This is a genomic window from Bartonella doshiae NCTC 12862 = ATCC 700133 (assembly GCF_000278155.1).
GTDB classification, from domain to species: domain Bacteria; phylum Pseudomonadota; class Alphaproteobacteria; order Rhizobiales; family Rhizobiaceae; genus Bartonella; species Bartonella doshiae.
This window is the reverse complement of sequence record NZ_JH725095.1, coordinates 416,168-430,161: the sequence shown is the minus strand read 5'-3', so window position 1 is coordinate 430,161 and position 13,994 is coordinate 416,168. Positions and strand designations below refer to the sequence as shown.

Annotated in this window: 15 protein-coding genes, 2 tRNA genes and 1 pseudogene; 12 read left to right on the top strand and 6 right to left on the bottom strand. The window is 42.1% G+C overall.

What is annotated here, in order from left to right; all coding sequences use genetic code 11:
* Nucleotides 1-188 precede the first annotated feature (188 nt).
* From MCS_RS04800 to MCS_RS04755, 10 genes are all read left to right on the top strand, one after another.
* Nucleotides 189-1,058 (top strand): Bgr_08870 family protein, encoded by an 870-nt coding sequence (locus MCS_RS04800; RefSeq protein ID WP_004856117.1) that lies wholly within the window; start codon nt 189-191, stop codon nt 1,056-1,058.
* Nucleotides 1,015-1,395, top strand: coding sequence for a hypothetical protein (locus MCS_RS08700; protein WP_004856116.1), 381 nt, complete (start codon nt 1,015-1,017; stop codon nt 1,393-1,395). Before MCS_RS04800 ends, MCS_RS08700 begins: the two co-directional genes overlap by 44 nt.
* Before the next feature lie 9 nt (nt 1,396-1,404).
* Nucleotides 1,405-1,656, top strand: coding sequence for a hypothetical protein (locus MCS_RS04790; RefSeq protein ID WP_004856115.1), 252 nt, complete (start codon nt 1,405-1,407; stop codon nt 1,654-1,656).
* Nucleotides 1,657-1,854: 198 nt separating this feature from the next.
* Complete coding sequence (locus MCS_RS04785; protein WP_004856114.1) at nt 1,855-3,138, top strand: phage tail sheath C-terminal domain-containing protein; 1,284 nt, start codon at nt 1,855-1,857, stop codon at nt 3,136-3,138.
* 3 nt (nt 3,139-3,141) lie between these two features.
* Entirely contained in the window at nt 3,142-3,660 is a 519-nt protein-coding gene (locus tag MCS_RS04780) for a phage major tail tube protein (protein WP_004856113.1), read from the top strand.
* A gap of 9 nt (nt 3,661-3,669) precedes the next feature.
* Complete coding sequence (locus tag MCS_RS04775; RefSeq protein WP_004856112.1) at nt 3,670-4,083, top strand: hypothetical protein; 414 nt, start codon at nt 3,670-3,672, stop codon at nt 4,081-4,083.
* 131 nt (nt 4,084-4,214) lie between these two features.
* Nucleotides 4,215-6,557 carry a phage tail tape measure protein gene (locus tag MCS_RS04770; protein ID WP_004856111.1) on the top strand — a complete coding sequence of 781 codons (2,343 nt, stop codon included), beginning with the start codon at nt 4,215-4,217 and terminating at the stop codon, nt 6,555-6,557.
* Nucleotides 6,558-6,570: 13 nt separating this feature from the next.
* On the top strand, nt 6,571-7,032 hold the full coding sequence (locus tag MCS_RS04765) for a phage tail protein (RefSeq protein ID WP_004856110.1): 462 nt from the start codon (nt 6,571-6,573) through the stop codon (nt 7,030-7,032).
* Entirely contained in the window at nt 7,029-7,283 is a 255-nt protein-coding gene (locus tag MCS_RS04760) for a tail protein X (protein WP_004856109.1), read from the top strand. Before MCS_RS04765 ends, MCS_RS04760 begins: the two co-directional genes overlap by 4 nt.
* On the top strand, nt 7,283-8,284 hold the full coding sequence (locus MCS_RS04755) for a phage late control D family protein (RefSeq protein WP_004856108.1): 1,002 nt from the start codon (nt 7,283-7,285) through the stop codon (nt 8,282-8,284). Before MCS_RS04760 ends, MCS_RS04755 begins: the two co-directional genes overlap by 1 nt.
* A 550-nt stretch (nt 8,285-8,834) precedes the next feature.
* Here MCS_RS04755 and MCS_RS04750 read toward each other — a convergent pair.
* Nucleotides 8,835-8,908 (bottom strand) — tRNA-Gln (locus tag MCS_RS04750).
* Nucleotides 8,909-9,169: 261 nt separating this feature from the next.
* Here MCS_RS04750 and MCS_RS04745 point away from each other — a divergent pair.
* Both MCS_RS04745 and MCS_RS08695 read left to right on the top strand, forming a co-directional pair.
* Complete coding sequence (locus MCS_RS04745; RefSeq protein WP_004856107.1) at nt 9,170-9,559, top strand: VOC family protein; 390 nt, start codon at nt 9,170-9,172, stop codon at nt 9,557-9,559.
* A 136-nt stretch (nt 9,560-9,695) separates the two neighbouring features.
* Nucleotides 9,696-9,969: pseudogene (locus MCS_RS08695) on the top strand (DNA adenine methylase); the annotation flags it as partial.
* Nucleotides 9,970-10,108: 139 nt separating this feature from the next.
* Here the strand turns inward: MCS_RS08695 and MCS_RS04740 are convergent.
* The 5 genes from MCS_RS04740 to MCS_RS04720 form a co-directional block, all read right to left on the bottom strand.
* A tRNA-Gln gene (locus tag MCS_RS04740) sits at nt 10,109-10,183 on the bottom strand.
* Nucleotides 10,184-10,246: 63 nt separating this feature from the next.
* Nucleotides 10,247-11,005 (bottom strand): iron ABC transporter ATP-binding protein, encoded by a 759-nt coding sequence (locus MCS_RS04735; RefSeq protein WP_004856105.1) that lies wholly within the window; start codon nt 11,003-11,005, stop codon nt 10,247-10,249.
* Nucleotides 11,002-11,952 carry an iron chelate uptake ABC transporter family permease subunit gene (locus tag MCS_RS04730; protein WP_004856104.1) on the bottom strand — a complete coding sequence of 317 codons (951 nt, stop codon included), beginning with the start codon at nt 11,950-11,952 and terminating at the stop codon, nt 11,002-11,004. Before MCS_RS04730 ends, MCS_RS04735 begins: the two co-directional genes overlap by 4 nt.
* Nucleotides 11,945-12,901, bottom strand: a complete 957-nt coding sequence (locus MCS_RS04725) for an ABC transporter permease (RefSeq protein WP_004856103.1) — start codon at nt 12,899-12,901, stop codon at nt 11,945-11,947. The genes MCS_RS04730 and MCS_RS04725 overlap by 8 nt, the downstream gene beginning before the upstream one ends.
* 96 nt (nt 12,902-12,997) lie before the next feature.
* Nucleotides 12,998-13,927, bottom strand: a complete 930-nt coding sequence (locus MCS_RS04720; protein ID WP_004856102.1) for a siderophore ABC transporter substrate-binding protein — start codon at nt 13,925-13,927, stop codon at nt 12,998-13,000.
* Nucleotides 13,928-13,994: the final 67 nt, after the last annotated feature.

Here is a 13,994-nt window from a genome sequence, read left to right as displayed (position 1 = left end):
TGCTTTTGTCCCTCTCACATTAGAAGAAACAGAGCAGTTATCCGAGCCTCTTTGGACAGAACGAAAATTCATTAGCAGCGACAAAACAGCCAAACAAGCGCGTTTGAAACTCACCCTTACCGGTGGACCTGCAGCACGATCTATGGTGTGTGATTTCGGTGCTGGCATATTATGAGGGGAGAACAGAGATGACCAAAACCAAAAAACTTGACATGGAATTGCCTAAAGAAGGTCGCTTTATCAGTTCTGAATTCCCAATCTTGCGGGAAAACTTGACCAAAATTGATCAAGCCATTGTTGATATTGAAGACAAGGTAGACCAAAAAGCGCCTTCAAAACACACGCATAGCATAAGTGATGTCACAGATCTTGAAGCAGCCCTTAAGTCCAAAATGGCAGCCGATAAAACCTTCACCTTTGCTGATTTAAGTGATATCGAGGGGGCACACGATGCAGCAAATAATTATGTTCTCTATAAATCAAGCAATAATAACTTCACCTTTGGCAGTGCTATCTCCCTGTTAGGCGCACACCAACATAAAACCGAAGATATCGTGGGGCTTGATGATTTTAGAGCCAAGATTAATCAAGACCTCACAAGCTATGGTCGCTTAGCCAGCCCCAATGAATGGCAAAGTTATAATAAATTTACCAGCAAAGTCACTATGAGTGGTGGCTTAGAACTGTTGGGTAATTCGTCGTTTAATCTCACTCATAATGATGAAGTGGTCACAAACTTAAGTGCGAGTGGTAGCTCGCTTAAAGGACCTTTAAAAGTCGATGGTGATGTTGTTTATACGAAGGCGCAAGTGGATAAATTGATAACTGAAGTTGATGAGTTAATAGTTTCTTATACCAAGACACAAATGGATAAATTAATCGCTTCATTAAACAAAAAACCTGTCGAAATTCTTATGACAGAAAGTGGCACTATTCCATTGCCTGATGGGGTGACAGATGACACAGATATTGAAATACGAGCTTGGGGTGCTGGAGGGGGGGGGAGGAGGAGAAATGGAAGGCAAATATACAACTCTTCACAATGGAGTGGGTGGTGAAGGCGGTCAATATGTATGTGTTAAAGTTAAAGGATGGCAACTTAAAAAATCAAGAGCGGCTCAAATTGGTCGTGGCGGTAAAGGACCTTACGGAAACAACGTAGGTTCTAATGGTGGTGATACACTTATTAATGGGATTATTCGAGCTAGCGGTGGAAGTGGAGGATATGGTAGTAGCTGGGGAGGTTCTTCTACTGACAGAGCTTGTTTTGGCAATAACGGTATGTACGGTAAAGGTGGTGGTGGCGGTGGAGGTTATTTCTCTGGAAAGAATGCAATCGGTCAATCTGGCGGCAGTGGTGGAAATGGCGCAATATTGTTGAAATTTTTTATATAGGAGCACTTCATGGAATATGCAGTTGTTGAAAATGGTGTGGTAAAAAACATTATCGTAGCCTCAGAAGATTATGTTCACGCCTTTGATGGTGAAGCCATTCCTTCAAGTGAAGCACAAATCGGCTGGACTTATAAGGATGGAGTGTTCTCTCCTCCTGTTGTTGATGAAAACACAAAACAGCTCTCATCTACTGAAATGACAGAAACAGATATACCCGTAGAGCTCATAAAAGAACCACAAGAGAAAAATAATCAAGTCTAGGTTACAAGCTATTTAAAAACTAATGGCATGGGTCAACGGAGCAGTTGTTGTATAAGCGTTTAAAGGCTTGTATGATTTTCTTTAAGTCCTTTTTAAAACTCTTTAAAAGCCCTTTAAAGGGACTTTTTGACTGACAGTGTCAGTCTTATGAGAGTGTGCGCTTGTTGTTATAGTCTCTTCATTGATTTGGAGAGCAAAATGGCAACAGAATTTAATCATGGGATTCGCATTGTAGAGGCTGGTGAAGATTCCCGTCCTTTAGCAACATTTGATCAAACCGCCATTGGAGCGGTTGTTACAGCCCCTGATGCTGACAATCAAGTTTTTCCTCTCAACGAGCCTGTGCTATTCTTTACGCATGAGACAGATAAACTAAAAAAGCTTGGGATAAGAGGCACGGCTCTTGATGTGATTAACGCAGTGTGTGCGCAAGGGATCGAGGCACAAGTCATCCTTGTGCGTGTGGAAGAAAAGTCGACCATTGCTGAGACACAAGCGGAAATGGTGGGATCCTATGCTTCCTTAACCGGTGTGCATGCGCTGAAACATGCGCGTGGCCATTTAGGGGTAGAGCCTGGAATTTTGTTAGCACCAGCTTATAGTGCAGGACGCCTTGATAATGGCAAAAACCCCGTGGCAGATGCGCTTGAACAGGTTGCAGAAAAGCTACAAGCGATTGCCGTGTTTGATACGGGTGGTAAAAACACGGAAGAAAGTCTTGCCTATCGTGCAGATTTTTCTTCACGCTTTTGTTATTTGATTGATCCTTTTGTACGGGTGGCAAATAGTGATGGTGGATGGAGTATTAAACCAGCAAGTCCTTTTGCAGCGGCGATGTTTATCAAGCGTGATAAGCAAAGGGGAGGTGTTTTTTGGTCTCCTTCAAATCAAGATGTCAAAGGCATTTTAGGAACCGCACGCCCGATTAGTTATTTTGATGGTGAAATCGATCATGAAGCAAATCGCCTCAACCAAGCCGATATTGCTACCTTTATTCCAGCACGGCTTAGCCAAAATGCCCAAGGTCAATTTGCTGCCAATGGACGTATTTTATGGGGGAATCACACCACCTCTAGCGATCCATTATGGCGCTTTGTCAATGTGGTACGCACTCGCGCAGCACTGGAAAAAACTATCGTTAACAGTTTCCGCCCTTGGGCCAATGACGAAAACCTTACCGGTCAACATGTCATTGCCATTACCCGCTCTTTGACCAGCTTTCTTGATGATATGATTGCGCGTGGAGCCCTTTTGGGTGGACGTGTTTGGTTTGACCGCGATTTAAATTCCAACAGCACTTTGCAATTGGGAAAATTGCGGGTGGAATTTGATGCAGAAGAAGTCCCTCCTCTAGAAGATTTGAGTTTCGGCAGCCGGCGCAATAGCGCTTATTTTGATCGGTTGGCGCAAGATATCCAAAAGAAAATGACCTATCAATTTGGCGATACACTTGAAACTTATCGCAAAGCAGCAAGGAGTTAAAGCATGACTTTACGCATTGTACGCGGTTTTACGCTGATTGTTGATGATGATGTGAATCTTCATCTCGATCTTGAAACGCTTAAATTGCCCACGCTGGAAGAAATCACAGAAACCTATCAACCAGGCGGTTCTGATATGCAAATTGATGTGAGCGGTCTTGGTGTGAAAGCTCTCGGTTTGCAAATGAAAATCCGCAGCCACACACCAGAAATTATCGGCATCTTTGGTGGTCCCCCTGGTCTTCGCCATAAATTTACCGGCAAAAAACATGTGATCTCTGAAGAAGACGGGCGTGAGCATGAACATTCCATTGATGTCACAGGGCGTTTGATCAAAGTCGACAGTGAAGGCTTAACGGCTGGCAAGGCAACAGGCTATGATTGCGAGATCAAAAATGTTTGGGACTATACCGAATATTGGGATGGTTCTGTTCTGCACCGCTTTTCGTTCAAACGGGGCGGTTGGCTTGTGCGCAACGGACAAGAGATCGGTTTACGTCGCCGCTCTATTCTCAACTTATAGGAATTGATCATGACAAGTTTACAAACCAGCATTGATGTGGAATTGCAGGTTCCATTTCTTTATCAGGATAAAAATGGCAAAGAATCTCTCTGCAAGAAACTGACTTTTTATCGCCCCACTTTCAAACAAGCTAAACAATTAGCCGTGTTGATTGGACCACAGCTTGCGAAGACACTCTTGCCCGCTGTAGAAGAAGATAAAACACCCTTAAGCAATGATGTTTTTGTTGCCAAGCTTTGTGAGGCTTTATTGACCCATGAAGCCATGGAAGGGATAGCGGCGCTTTTAGCGGATATGTCTCATGAATCCGTTGAATTGATTGATCGTCTTGATGTTGTTGACATTCTTGCTGTCTTCAAGGCTTTTTTTGCTTTTTTTACGCAACGCCAATCCTCTCTGCCGGTCAATTTGGAGCAGAACTAGCGCTTTATTATCGCTGGTCTCCTTCAGAGATAAACCAGATGGATTGGCTGGAAGTGATTTTTTATCGCAGTGAATTAGCACGCCTGAAACAACAAGAATATGAAAGCCATCAGTTAGGATAAGAGACGATCATGGATGTTTCCCTTGTTGTGCGTTTTGTTAATCATCTGCAAGAGGGGATAGCTTCTGCCAAGCGTGATCTTGCAGCCTTTAGTTCAGATGTTGCCCATTTCCAAAACAAGACAAGGCAGCACTTTAAAAATTGGTTTGATCCTGAGCACTTGAGGGAAGCAACAGCAAATGCGGAAAATGCTTTCAACCATGCGCGTGGACGCATGGTGGGTGCCATTGCTCAAACAGCAACCTTAATTGCACCCCTCTATAAAGCCATGCAATTCGACCAATCGATGAAAGGCTTGGAAAAGGTTCTCGATGCTCCTCTTCATCGTTTAAAAGAATTGCGTCGCTTTGCACTTGAGACCTCAACAAAAATCCCTCTAGCGGCGCGTGAAGTTTTGGAACTGATGACCAGTGCTAGTCAAGCTGGGATTGGCGAACAAGATCTAGAAGCTTTTAGCATTTACGCTGCCAAAGCAGCTGTCGCTTTTGATATGACGGGAGATCAGATTGGGGAGCGTTTTGCCAAATTGCGCAATGTCTTTAAGCTTAATCAGGCAGGCATTGAAGATTTAGGTGATGCCATCAATCATCTCTCTAACCACATGGCGGCAAAAGCAAGCGAAGTGTCTGATTTTACCAATCGCGCCACCGGTGCAGCAACCATGTTTAAACTCACCGCACGGGAAACCGCGGCTTTTGGTACGGCAATGATTTCTGCTGGTATTGTGCCTGAGAGTGCAGCGCGTGGTTTCAATGCGATGAGTGCCCGCATACAGGCGGGGGGTAAACATATTGAAGATGCTTTTGCCAATATCGGGCTTTCCCGCGAAAAGTTCATGCAAGATCTGGACAAAGATGCCACCGGTACTTTGGTGCGCTTTTTTGATGTTTTAGCCAAATCAGAACAAGGGATGCGCTCGCTGATTGCCATCGCTGGTCGTGATTTTACCGGTGATTTTGCCAAATTGGTTGGCAATCCAGAACTGTTAGGGCAAGCTTTAAAATATGTCGAAGATCCAAAAGTTTTTAAAGGCTCGGTAGAGCAAGAAGCAGACAAACAAGCAACGGGTGCTATCAGGCAGTTTGAACTTTTGCAAAACCGTATCGTAGCTTTAGGGATTACCATTGGTGAAGTCTTATTGCCCCCTGTCAACAGTTTGATGGAAAGTGTTGGCAATTTTACCAATGTTCTTATGGCATGGGCGAATGCGCATCCAACTTTAACAAGCGCCATCATCAAAACCATTGCTGCCCTTATGGCTTTTAACATTGCTCTGCGTGTGTTGCGCTTTGCCTTCGCTGGGACACGCCTTGGCTTGCTACAGTTGATAGGCTCTTTGATCAAACTTGTTGGTGTGAGCGTCAAGCTTAAAACAAGCTGGCGAGGCTTAGCAGCTTCAGGGCGTTCCTTGAAACTATTGATGACAGGGCTTGGGGCAAGTTCACTCAAACTTTTGCGACCAATGACTTTATTGGTGGCTGCGTTTCGGGGGATCGCGGTTTCAGGTGCAGCATTGGTGAGTACTTTTGGTTGGGTAGGGACAGTGATAGAAGTGGTTGGGGTTGGTATTGCCTCTGTGGTTGGTGCTGTTTTTACCCCGATAGGGGCTCTGATTGCTGCTGTTGTGGCTGTGATCATGGCCAGCTGTTTTGCTTTGTGGAAATATTGGGATCGTTTCTCTTCTTTTGTCAAAGGCTTTGCACGGGGAATAGCACACGCTTTTGGTCGTGCCTTTGAAGCCGTCATGCGTTTTTTTGGTGCCGATACCGCAACTATCACTAAATGGAAAAACATTATCGCTGCCGCTTTTGACTTGTCTGAACATTGGCAAAAGTTCAAACAGGGTCTTGGGTCTATTGCCCAATGGTTTGGCAATGTGTGGGATGGTTTTAAACAAAGTCTCTCCAACTTTTGGAGCTGGTTGGGAAGCTTTTTTGCCCGCGAAACGCTCTCTGAGGATGCCAAGGCTGGTATGGAACAAGCGGGAGAAGACTTGGCCAATTGGATTGTCGATGGCTTTATGGCACCCATCACAAAGTTGAGTGATTTTTTTAAATCCTTGTCAAGCCGCATCAGAGAATGGATTGGCAGCGTTGATTTATCCGATCTGTTTCATTTGCCAAGTTGGCTTGGGGGCAAAACAGCCATTCAACCGATTGCACAATTTGCGGGGGCGGGGCATGCAAATCCATCGGGTAGAGAGCAAAGAGAGAAAGACCGCTCCCCCATCACACACAATCAAAATGTCACGGTGCATGTCAATGGCGCCCGTGATCCTGTTGCCACCGGTCGTGCGGTTGCCCACGCCATTCAACGGGTACGTGCCAATGCCCTGCATGGCGGGACAGAATGAGGGGAGGGAGGTTATGAGAGATCCTTTGATGATGTTAGGACCGCATCAATTTTATGTGGACTGGCTGAATTTCCAATCCTTTGAAGAAGAGTTTTCCGCCTCATGGGTTTGTATGGAGCGTTTTGGCAGGTCCCCCAGTTTGCAATTTACCGGCTATGGCAATGATGCAAAGACCATTCATGGCGTTTGGTTTCCAGAAGAGTTTGGTGACCGTGTAGCCATTGATGCCATAAGCAAAACGATTCGAAGAGCAAAGCCGGTCCAGATGCTTCGTTGGATCAATGATACGACCTATAGTGTCCTTCTCCATGGTCCCGTGGTGATCACCACGATCAATAAAGAGCACGACTATATTAGTCGCTCTGGTCAATCACAACGCATCCGCTATTCCATTAGTCTCTTGCCCTTTTTCAATGGCGGAAAACCGCAAGGTCAATATCAAGTGGGACAAATCCAAGTGGGACAAACTCCATGAAGATACCAGAAAAGCATGTTGTTGTAGAGCTAGAGGATATGAGTCTCGATCTCATCTGCTTTCACCATGCCATGGCAGTGTTAGGAGATCGCATCCAAGTTGGGGCACTAAACGGCTATTTAGAAGCCACCTTGGAAGCCAATCCAGAGATTGCCAAATATGGTGTGCTTTTACCGCGGGGCTTAACGGTCATTCTGCCTGAATTTGCGTTGTCTAATCCCCAAAGCATGGTGAAGCGGTTATGGGATTAATGCGTACACACCCCTTTATTGTGGTTAAGGTGGGAGACAAACCTGTTCATGAGGTTTTTTACCAGCGTCTTTTAACCGCAACCATTACGGACCATGCCGGTAATGAAGCCGATACATTTGAAGCAGAATTTGATGATAGTGGCAATGATTTAGAGGTTCCGCAAACGGGCAACGCGCTGCAGGTGATCTTTGGCTATGAGAACAGCATCAGTGCTTTTATGGGGCGTTTTGTTGTGGAGTCGGTTGTAAGTTCAGGTAGCAGTGATGGAGAGATCTTGCGGCTTTGTGGCAAAAGCGCCTCGATGCGTCAAGAGCTCAAAGAACAGGCGAGTGAGCATTTTGATCACAAAACTGTTGGGGAGATTGTTGAGACACTCGCTAAACGCCATGGTTATCAAGCAAAGGTCAGTCCCCAGTTTACCAAACAACCTTTGCCTTATGTGATTCGTACAGATCAATCGGCTGTTGATTTTTTAACCCGCCTTGCTGATCGCATGCAGGCACGTTTTTTGATCAAGGACAATAAGTTTTTATTTTTAAGCGGAGAGAATTTACCAGCCCTCGACATTCATAAGCATGACTGCTCCAGCTGGGAATTTACCCTCGAGCCACGCACGCAATATGGCACCATTGAAGCTTCTTATTTTGATCGCTCACAAGGGCAACAATGCCAAGTCAAACATCAGACAGGGTTCAGCGGTCCCGTGCGGCGTTTACGGACTTGTTACAGCAGCAAGGAGGAAGCACAAGCTGCTGCTGCCTCAGAATCAGACCGACTTTGCCGTGCTGTGGGCAGTGGTTCTTTGACCCTTGTGGGGCGACCAGAAATCATGGCCGACCAACCTCTTTTATTGCAAGGGTTTCGTGGCGAAATCAATGGTCCATGGAAAGCTTCCACTGTCACCCACTGCTATGAGAAGCAAAGCGGATATACCACAGAAATTACACTCGAAGCTCCAAACAAGGGAAACAAAACAGGAGAAAAGGAAACCTCTGAGTGACAGAAAATCAAAGGGTCAACTTGACCATTTGATCGGTTGTGATGCTTCCTGAAATCAAAATGCAATGTTTGCACTTTGGGTGGGAGAGAGCAATAGAATCAAGTTGATCCTACTGCATGAGTACAGCAATAGGGTAATGTTTACCCAATTCCTCAAAGGAGCAATGGTGCAAACATTGCACAATTGCATACTGAAAAGGAATTCGGTCAAGTTGACCGAATTGCTTAAACGCTTTTTCTCTTTTTGATAGTATGCTTAGGATACAGAAAAATTATCAGTCAATTTATGTTGAAAGAGGTCACTGCATCTTATAAATGCCGCATCTCAAATAATCCGACTCTGGCTCAAGAACTCATCATCTCAAATTGCGATTTTTAGAGGAAGAAAAAAAGATTCATGGAAGAGGTTTTAAATACCTTTTGAAAGGTCTTTGAAGACCCTTTGAGAACTCTTTAAAAATCCTTTGAAAAAAAATAAATTGGTACAAAACCTAGTGTCAAAATATACAAAACCTGGTGGCAAGCTACAGGCAAGCTACATACAGCTACACTGGCTGGGGAACTTGGATTCGAACCAAGATTGACGGAGTCAGAGTCCGCTGTTCTACCATTAAACTATTCCCCAATAAGCCAATTTTACCACTTTTAGCAGATTCTACAGTGTAGGCAAACGCAAAAAATCTCTAGATTATCGATAATAAAGAGAGATAGTAATATCATTATAATCCCAGTAGTGGCCGGCCTCGATATTTTAGCATATAGTAATAAGAGAGTAAAAACATATAAATAGAGGACACCGCGAACGGAAGCATCATAAACTCTTGTTGAAATATTCTCTATATAGCTATAGCCTGTCAGGTAGTTGCTATTAAATCATGGAGAATTAATGAGTAATATCCCTACTTATCCTGTTACCCCAAACCTACAGTTGGTATACGTCTCAAACATAGAGTATTCTACTGCTTTTTACAAATTCATCTTCAAAAAAGAGCCTGTATTCATCTCGCCACGTTATGTTGCATTTTCTTCTTCGGGGGATGCACTCTTTGCCCTCTGGTCTGGGGGCGATGCGCCTGAGGAAAATGTGCCTCGTTTTTCAGAAATTGGCATTATGTTGCCTAAGGGAGAGGACGTAGATAAGCTCTATGCGGAATGGAAAGAGCAAACCACCGTTGAGATAAATGTTTTGAAGGAACCGTATACTGATGTATTTGGACGTACTTTCCTAATCAAAGATCCAGACGGACATATTATTCGTGTTTGTCCACTAGATTAAAAAGCCTGAGATCCGATCTTTAATCGCCTGAATTATAATATTGTCTGTTTCTAAAACCTATAAGCTATGCACGCTAGAGGCTTACTTATGATGCGTGGCTTATCCGTTCGGTGCTGTTCCATTATATTCAGCTTCACAACTTGCCTGTGTTACCATTGAACATTTAGACTGGTCTGATTTTATTATGCGTTATGACCGTCCAAACACTTTGTTTTATTTTGATCCGCCTTACTGGGGGGTGAGAATTACTATGGAAAGGATTTTTTTAAGCGAGAGGACTATCTGATGATGTTTGCTTTGTTTGCGCAATTAAAGGGAAAGTTCTCTCTCTCAATGATGTGCCTCAGATCCGAAAAATCTTTAGCCAATCTCCGGCTCAAGAGCTTATCATCTCAAATTGCAATTTTTAAAGGAAGAGAAAAATATGCACTAAAGGGGTTTTAAATAAACATTGAAAGGTTTTTGAATATCCTTTGAAAAAAATAAATTGATGCAAAACCTGCTTTCAAATTATACAAAACTCGATGGCAAGCTAAAATCATTAAATACTGGCTTGGGAACTTGGATTCGAACAAAGATTAACGAAGTCAAAGTCCAATGTTTTACCATTAAACTATTCCCCAACAAACCAATTTGACTATCTCTAGCAGATTCTATAGTGTATGCAAGCGCAAAAAATCCTTATGGTTATCGATAATAAAGAGCGATAGGGATGTTATTAATTGTTTTGATTTGAATATCGACATCATAAATGTCTTTAAGAATTTCTGGCTGCATAATTTCTTGTGGTGTTCCACAATAAGCTGCTTTGCCCTTTTTGAGTGCAACAATCATATCTGAATAAGATGATGCGAAATTAATATCATGCATAACAATGAGAATGGTTTTTTTGAGTTCATCAGCTGTGCGGCGTAATTGCTTCATCATGGAAACGGCATGTTTCATATCGAGATTGTTTAATGGCTCATCTAACAGAAGATAATCGGTATCTTGACAGATGACCATTGCGATAAAAGCGCGTTGACGCTGTCCACCAGAAAGTTCATCCAAAAAGCGGTCTTTTAGATCTTGTAAGCCGAGATATCGTAGTGCACTGTCAATGAATTGTTTATCTTCATTATTATACCAGCCTTTTGAATACGGATAACGTCCGAAACTTACTAAATCGTACACGGTTAAGCGAAAAGACAAAGGATTTTCTTGTCGCAGAATTGAGAGTTTTTGAGCCAAAATATCGTGGGGCATTTTATCAATATCAAAGTCGTCGATATGAATTGTACCATTATGGTGTGGTAAAAGGCGTCTTATCAGCATCAAAAGTGTTGATTTTCCAGAACCATTGGGGCCAATGAGAGAAATAATCCCCCCTTTGGGAAGATGAAGACATAAATTATCGATAATCAACCTTGCTCCATAAGACTTGGAAAGATGATTGATTTCAATCATTTTAGTTTTCCCTTCATCAGTAATGTTAAGAAGACAATACCGCCACAAAATTCAATAATAAAGCTTAAGCGTCCTGCCATATTGAGAATTTGCTCTAAAATAAATTGTCCACCAACCAAACAAATTATAGCTAATAATATTGCAATGGGCACAACAACACCGTGTTTTGCCTGAGGGGAGAGTTCATAAGCAAGATTGGCAACTAAGAGTCCAAAAAAGGTGACAGGTCCTACTAGCGCTGTGGAAATGGATACGAGAATAGAAACAAATATAAGAATAGCTGTAGCACTTTTGTGATAATCAACACCAAGATTGAGCGCGTTTTCGCGTCCCAGAGCAAGAATATCAAGCAGGTGACGTGAACGCCAACCAACTAAACTTATAATAAAGACAATAATTGTGGCAAAACTTATGAGGGACGTATTAAATTTATTAAAATTTGCAAACATGATATCTGTTAAATTCATCATTTGATCTGGATTTAATTGCAATTGCATAAACATACGTAAACTGAAAAAAAAGCCACCTAACATAACGCCAATCAAGAGTGTCAAATGAAGCCCTTTTAGACTCCCTGAAAATAACAAACGGAAAAGGCTTATTGAAAAGAAAATAAGGATAAGAGCTTCAAGAGTTAACTGTCCTTCTTCATTCAAAAAGGGTAAAGAAAGAGAGCCTAAAAAATATATCGTGACAGTTTTGATTAAAATATAAAGCTGATCAAACCCCATAATAGAAGGCGTAAGAAGACGATTGTTAACGACTGTTTGAAACAAAACAGTGGAAACGGTAATTGTATATGCAACAAGAAGAAGAGAAACAAGTTTTGTAAGACGAAATGACCACGTATAGGTATTGATGTTCCATGTCATGTAAAGAATGATTACAGTGCACGCCATTATGATAAGCGTTGTCAATACAAGTGTTGTTGTTTTTTTTTTATCCAAGACGCTTCCTCCAGCGTAAAAGCAATATAATAAAAATAAAACTCCCAATAACCCCCATCATAGTGCTGATAGGAATTTCAAAAGAGGGATGAATTATTCGTCCTAAAAGATCGCAGATTAAGACTAATCCTGCACCGCTCATTGCTACCCAAGGAGCAGTACGGCGCATATTATCGCCCATGAAATTTGAAATAAGGTTGGGAATAATGAGTCCAACAAAAGGAATTCGACCAATTGTACAGACAACAACAGCAGTTATCGATGCAACAATAAAGAGACCAAAGAGCATGACAGCACGATAATTAAGTCCAAGATTGTTGGTTAAATCTTCTCCCAGACCAGCGACTGTAAAACGGTCAGCGGTGAAATAGGCAAGAATGCAAAGCGGAAGAGAGAACCATAAGAGCTCATATTTTCCTTCAAGAACCATTGCAAAACTGCCAAATAAATAGGCTTGAAGAGAGGGAAGTAACATTTCATGATCCGCAATGGCATTGGTTAAGGAGCCAATAACGTAGCCCAACATAATCCCTGTAAGTGGCACAATAAGAGCAGATTTTAGAAGAACGTGGCGCAATAAAAACATAAACAGTAGCGTGCCAGCCATAGCAAAAATTGTAGCAACAATCATTTTTCCTAGAACAGGAATATTGGGCAAAAAAATCATGACAAAAAGAATGCCAAGAGAAGCGGATTCAATCGTTCCAGCAGTCGATGGTTCGACAAAACGATTCCGTATAAGCAGCTGCATAATCATGCCTGAGAGTGCAAGTGATGCACCTACCAAAAGCACTGCAATTGTACGGGGGAGGCGTGTTTGCCAGAAAATAAGCCACGCATGTGGATCACTTGTTAATAGATCAGAAAGTGTTACATCAGAATAACCAACAAAAATACTAAGGATAGACAGCAGGATAAGAACGATTATAGCTATCCAATAATTTTTCACGTTACATCATTTTCCAACAAAAAAGCAAAGATCGTTATAAACAACCTTTGCTCTTAAATTTTATTTTTATAATAGGCAAGTTATTTGTGTGCTTACTTATTTTGAAAAAGCTTCACTGATTTGTTGTGCAGCTTCATTTAGTCCAGTGAGGCCACCAGCTGCACGGTACCAGCTCCAAGAATCCAGATAAATAATTTGGCCTTTTTTGCCAGCCGTCGTTCGTTTAACAAGTTCATTATCAAGCAGCTGTTCTGCAGATTGTCCTTCTCGTCCAATTGCTGCATCTCGATCAATGACCAATAGCCAGTCAGGATTGGTTTCAAGAATAAATTCAGGAGAAATGAGCTGCCCATGTTTTTGTACGGTTAGTTTATCTGTTGCGGGCGCAATTCCAAATGAGGAATGGAGAATATCAAAACGTGATTGGGGACCCAAAGCACTGATTTTTCCACCAGAAGTCATCAATATAAGGCCTGTACCTTTCCCTTGGGTATTTTTACGGACCTCTGCTAACTTTTTGTCAAGTTGTGCAATTTCTTTTTCAGCTTCTTTTTCTTTGTCAAAAACTTTTCCAAGAATAGACACATTTCGTTTAATATCTTCAAGAGAGCTTTGATTTCCTACTGTAAGATCAATGGTTGGAGCGATTTTGGATAAATCTTTATATTTGCTTTGAGTTCGTGAAGAAATAACAATGAGATCAGGTTGTAGGGTAGCAATTTTTTCATAATCAGGTTCAAAAAGGGTGCCAATTTTTTCATATTTTGCATCATCAAATTGTTGCAAATATACGGGTTTTTTCCCTTCGGGAACACCGACAATTGCTTTGATACCAAGAAGGTTCATATTATCAAGCGTTGCAAGGTCGAATACAACAACTTTTTGGGGAGAGGCAGGAACTGTAGTGGTGCCTGAAACGTGATGAATAGTTAGATTTTCTTTAGCCTTTACATCTGCCCATGAAGTTGTTGCAAAACTCATCGCAACAAGTAAGGCAGAAGTTGCCCACTTTAAATGTTTAATCATATTATTTTATCCTTTAATTTTCAATACAAAAGTTCGCTCATTAATTAAAAGCCTAACTTAGACTTTT

Coding starts and splice junctions, on each gene's coding strand:
- MCS_RS04800 (WP_004856117.1), top strand. CDS start 189: ATGACCAAAACCAAAAAACTTGACATGGAATTGCCTAAAGAAGGTCGC.
- MCS_RS08700 (WP_004856116.1), top strand. CDS start 1,015: ATGGAAGGCAAATATACAACTCTTCACAATGGAGTGGGTGGTGAAGGC.
- MCS_RS04790 (WP_004856115.1), top strand. CDS start 1,405: ATGGAATATGCAGTTGTTGAAAATGGTGTGGTAAAAAACATTATCGTA.
- MCS_RS04785 (WP_004856114.1), top strand. CDS start 1,855: ATGGCAACAGAATTTAATCATGGGATTCGCATTGTAGAGGCTGGTGAA.
- MCS_RS04780 (WP_004856113.1), top strand. CDS start 3,142: ATGACTTTACGCATTGTACGCGGTTTTACGCTGATTGTTGATGATGAT.
- MCS_RS04775 (WP_004856112.1), top strand. CDS start 3,670: ATGACAAGTTTACAAACCAGCATTGATGTGGAATTGCAGGTTCCATTT.
- MCS_RS04770 (WP_004856111.1), top strand. CDS start 4,215: ATGGATGTTTCCCTTGTTGTGCGTTTTGTTAATCATCTGCAAGAGGGG.
- MCS_RS04765 (WP_004856110.1), top strand. CDS start 6,571: ATGAGAGATCCTTTGATGATGTTAGGACCGCATCAATTTTATGTGGAC.
- MCS_RS04760 (WP_004856109.1), top strand. CDS start 7,029: ATGAAGATACCAGAAAAGCATGTTGTTGTAGAGCTAGAGGATATGAGT.
- MCS_RS04755 (WP_004856108.1), top strand. CDS start 7,283: ATGCGTACACACCCCTTTATTGTGGTTAAGGTGGGAGACAAACCTGTT.
- MCS_RS04745 (WP_004856107.1), top strand. CDS start 9,170: ATGAGTAATATCCCTACTTATCCTGTTACCCCAAACCTACAGTTGGTA.
- MCS_RS04735 (WP_004856105.1), bottom strand. CDS start 11,005: ATGATTGAAATCAATCATCTTTCCAAGTCTTATGGAGCAAGGTTGATT.
- MCS_RS04720 (WP_004856102.1), bottom strand. CDS start 13,927: ATGATTAAACATTTAAAGTGGGCAACTTCTGCCTTACTTGTTGCGATG.